This window comes from Sodalis-like endosymbiont of Proechinophthirus fluctus (assembly GCF_001602625.1).
In the GTDB taxonomy this organism is placed as follows: Bacteria; Pseudomonadota; Gammaproteobacteria; order Enterobacterales; family Enterobacteriaceae.
Genome location: NZ_LECR01000044.1, coordinates 1 through 4,054, shown reverse-complemented (window position 1 = coordinate 4,054; position 4,054 = coordinate 1). Strand labels below are relative to the sequence as shown.

General features: G+C 53.2%; 6 protein-coding genes. 1 reads left to right on the top strand and 5 read right to left on the bottom strand.

The genetic code is table 11. The features are described from left to right. Positions 1-1,576 (top strand): AAA family ATPase (locus BG74_RS05045; RefSeq protein ID WP_244267313.1); only part of this gene is annotated, 1,576 nt, incomplete at its 5' end. Positions 1,577-1,888: 312 nt separating this feature from the next. Here BG74_RS05045 and BG74_RS13205 read toward each other — a convergent pair. From BG74_RS13205 to BG74_RS05035, 5 genes are all read right to left on the bottom strand, one after another. Beyond that, positions 1,889-2,050, bottom strand: coding sequence for a hypothetical protein (locus tag BG74_RS13205; protein ID WP_187202658.1), 162 nt, complete (start codon positions 2,048-2,050; stop codon positions 1,889-1,891). A gap of 32 nt (positions 2,051-2,082) precedes the next feature. Then, complete coding sequence (gene infA, locus BG74_RS05040; RefSeq protein ID WP_066597048.1) at positions 2,083-2,301, bottom strand: translation initiation factor IF-1; 219 nt, start codon at positions 2,299-2,301, stop codon at positions 2,083-2,085. Between the two features lie 359 nt (positions 2,302-2,660). Next, complete coding sequence (locus BG74_RS21175; RefSeq protein WP_244267314.1) at positions 2,661-2,732, bottom strand: hypothetical protein; 72 nt, start codon at positions 2,730-2,732, stop codon at positions 2,661-2,663. A 54-nt stretch (positions 2,733-2,786) separates the two neighbouring features. Then, positions 2,787-2,960, bottom strand: coding sequence for a hypothetical protein (locus BG74_RS21170; protein ID WP_501037414.1), 174 nt, complete (start codon positions 2,958-2,960; stop codon positions 2,787-2,789). A gap of 231 nt (positions 2,961-3,191) precedes the next feature. Continuing rightward, a partial coding sequence (locus BG74_RS05035) for an ATP-binding cassette domain-containing protein (RefSeq protein ID WP_187202657.1) occupies positions 3,192-4,054 on the bottom strand: 863 nt, incomplete at its 5' end.

Here is a 4,054-nt window from a genome sequence, read left to right as displayed (position 1 = left end):
AGTGCCTGAGATTATCGCCGACTGCACCATTTACTCCCTGGATATAGGTTCGCTGCTAGCTGGCACCAAGTACCGCGGTGATTTCGAGAAGCGATTCAAGGCATTGCTCAAACAGCTTGAGCAGGACCATAACAGCATTCTGTTTATTGATGAAATCCATACCATCATCGGCGCCGGCGCGGCCTCGGGTGGGCAGGTAGATGCCGCCAACCTGATTAAGCCGTTGCTCTCCAGCGGCAAAATCCGGGTGATAGGCTCAACAACCTACCAGGAATTCAGCAATATTTTTGAAAAAGATCGCGCTCTGGCTCGTCGATTCCAGAAGATAGACATTACGGAACCAACGGTGGAGGAAACGGTGCAGATCCTGACCGGGCTGAAAACCAAATATGAAGCCCACCACGACGTGCGCTATACCGCTAAGGCAGTGAGAGCGGCGGTGGAGCTGGCGGTGAAATACATCAACGACCGTCGCCTGCCGGATAAAGCTATCGATATTATCGATGAGGCGGGCGCTCGCAGTCGGCTGATGCCTATCAGCAAGCGTAAAAAGACCGTCAATGTGGCAGATATCGAGTCAGTGGTAGCGCGGATTGCCCGTATTCCGGAGAAAACGATTTCGGCGAGCGATCGCGACGTGCTGAAAAATTTGGGTGATCGACTGAAGATGCTGGTTTTCGGTCAAGACAAGGCTATCAAGGTTCTAACTGAGGCGATCAAAATGAGACGCGCCGGGCTGGGCCAGGAGCATAAACCAGTGGGATCATTCTTGTTTGCTGGTCCCACTGGCGTCGGTAAAACTGAGGTGACTGTGCAGTTGGCGAAAGCTCTGGATATTGAGCTGCTGCGCTTCGATATGTCTGAATATATGGAACGACACACCGTCAGCCGCCTGATTGGCGCACCTCCCGGCTATGTCGGCTACGATCAGGGAGGCTTACTGACAGATGTCGTATTGAAGCACCCACATTCCGTGCTGCTGCTTGATGAAATCGAGAAGGCCCATCCGGACGTTTTCAATCTATTGTTGCAGGTGATGGATAACGGTACGCTGACTGACAATAACGGCCGCAAGGCAGATTTTCGTAATGTGATACTGGTGATGACCACCAATGCCGGCGTGCAGGAAACCCAGCGTCAATCGATAGGGCTGATTCAGCAGGATAAAAGCACGGATGCCATGTCGGAGATAAAGAAGGTGTTTACGCCGGAATTCCGCAACCGTCTCGATAACGTGATTTGGTTTAACCATCTCTCTACCGAGGTTATCCAACAGGTAGTCGACAAATTTATCGTTGAGCTCCAGGCACAGCTGGATGCCAAGGGAGTTTCGCTGGAAGTTAGCGACGGCGCGCGCAACTGGCTCAGCGATAAAGGCTACGATAAAGCTATGGGCGCCCGTCCGATGGCCCGTGTCATGCAGGAGACTCTGAAAAAACCGTTGGCTAATGAGCTGCTGTTTGGTTCGCTGGTGGATGGCGGCTCGGTGCGGGTAGAATTGGATAAAAAGAGTCAAACGCTCAAACACCAGTTCCTTAGCGCACAAAAACGTAAGGCCGAAGGGGCAGTGCATTAACCCGAGGTGATTTGGTCCGAGCAGAGTAAGGCGATACCTCGAGGTATCGCCTTTTTTATGCCAGTGCCAAGGGTTCTCTATGTTCTGTCGGCGACTTGCACATTGCTGAACCGTCGATTCCACGTTGTTGAGCTGCAATCACCCGCGCTATCTTGCAATATGCCTGTTGCACTGGCGCGTTGGCTTGTTAAAGCGGCGGCGGTTTGGGGTGCGATGCGTGAGGAAATGCGGACGGATTCAGGGGATGGACGTAATAAAAGCACAGGCGGAATACCGACTCGATGGCGAAAGATAGAGTGAGTTAGTCGTACGTCACAAAGGGGTAAGCAGAGGTACAACGCCCTCAAGCCGGAGAGGGGTGATAGCCTGGATAGCGCAGCCGGATAGCTGGTGCCAAGCCATTATGGCGGCAGAAATACTCTCTGGCGTCGCAATAGGGGAATTATCGTGCATCATGCCAGGGATAATCGTCACCGGAACCAGCTGGGCAACGCGCTCAGATAATCTCAGCGGCTGCGGAAGACAATGCGGCCTTTACTCAAATCGTACGGAGTCAGCTCAACAGTGACTTTGTCACCCGTCAGAATACGGATGTAGTTCTTGCGCATTTTACCGGAGATATGCGCGGTCACCACGTGTCCATTTTCCAATTCTACGTGGAACATGGTGTTAGGCAGTGTGTCCAGTACGGTGCCTTGCATTTCAATATTGTCTTCTTTAGCCATCAAATCCTCTAGGTGTGAATACCATAGTTTTTAACCGGCAAGATAATGCCGAAAAACCCTCTTTATGTAAAGAAATGATAAAGAAAGCCGCATTATTTGCCGCATTCAGAATCAGGAAGGACGTAGAGAGGGTTTTCAGTTGCCAGCAAGCCGGCGGCCTCCCTCCCCCTCCCCGCCAGCGATAAAGTTAGTAATTGCGTAAGCATAGCCAGAAAATCGCCGCGCGCAATATTATGCGTCCTGAGCGATGCGGTATGCGAGTTTAATACTTGGAAGTCTACAATTTTTCCGCTGATATATAAAATAACGGCAAAATCAACACGGCGCCAATTTTGATACGTTCGGTCAGCGGCTAAACATCAACTCACCAAAAAACAGCATCCCTGCGCCACGCCATGTATGCCGCTGACCAGTGTCTCGTCATCCAACACCTCGATCGAATTGGCATGGCCGAGCTGATGCAAATGACTATAGGCGACTTCGACTTACATACCGATCCAGATTCCTACTACGCTGCGTTCGGCGCAGGCAGAGAGACCACCTCGGCAAACTCCTGATTCAGCGTAACCCGCCAGAGGCATAGGAAACAGCATCATGCGCGGATCCGGCGACCACCACAAAATAGCATCGCCAGGAGGAGGAGAGTACCAAGGGAAAATCCCCTACCTATAGGTATAGGTCGCCAACAGCCGTTGTAGCGACAAATCGCGGCCGAAGATCAGTAATGTCGTTGGGTTCGTTGCTGAGCACCGTCTGCGGCGGTGGGAAATGTACAGAATCTGGTGAAAGTCGGTTATAGTTGCGTTCTGCCTTTAATTACTCCAATCTGTCTGAACATAACCAGCAGGGTGAGACCGACCAGTGTCGGCTATCCTCCGATGAGTTTATCTCTAGCGGTCGTGATAGTGATAATAGCGTCCGTGCTGTGCCATCAGCGCTTGATGGCTACCTTGTTCAATCAATTTACCGCGATCCATAATACAAATGCGGTCTAAACGTTCCAATCCCCTTATCCGATGAGTAACGATAATAACTGTTCGCTCCTGACCGAGCGTGGTCAACAACTGCAGTATTTGCTGTTCAGTGACGGCATCCAACCCCTCGGTAGGCTCGTCGAGTAGCCACAGCGGTGCAGCGTGTAGCAGCGCGCGGGCGATGCCCATGCGGCGTTGTTCGCCGCCGGAGAGTGCTCGCCCGCCCTCTCCAAGCCAGGCATTTAATCCCTCTCCCGCCAAGAGCTTTTCCAGGCCTACCTGCCGCATCACCATACATAATTGCTCATCGTCGGCGTCCTGTGCCGCTAGGCGAAGATTATCGCGCAATGTCGCGCTGAAAATGTGCACGCGCTGCGGCACCACAGCAGTCATCGCGCGTAGCGCGCATTCGCTCCACTCCCGCAGCGGTACGCCATTGAGCGCGATATTTCCCGCCTCGGGATCCCAGGCGCGGGTTAATAACTGCAGCAGAGTAGATTTTCCGCTACCGGTATGGCCGAGGAGGGCAATATGCTCTCCGGCAGCAACTGCCAGCGACAGGTCATCGATGACGGGCGTCGTCTGCCCTGGATAGTGAAATCGCACCCGGCTGGCGCTAAGGGCGACGCTCGCGGCCGGCGCAGGACCAGTTGCAGGGAAAACCACTTCTGGCAACTGATTGATAACTACGTTGAGGCGCGCGGCAGAGGCCATCACCTGTCCCAGATGTTGAAACGCGCCGGCCACCGGTCCCAGCGCCTCAAATGCCGCGAGCGTTG

Bases quoted from the DNA above. Each gene is read 5' to 3' on its own strand.
- infA (WP_066597048.1), bottom strand. From the start codon at position 2,301: ATGGCTAAAGAAGACAATATTGAAATGCAAGGCACCGTACTGGACACA.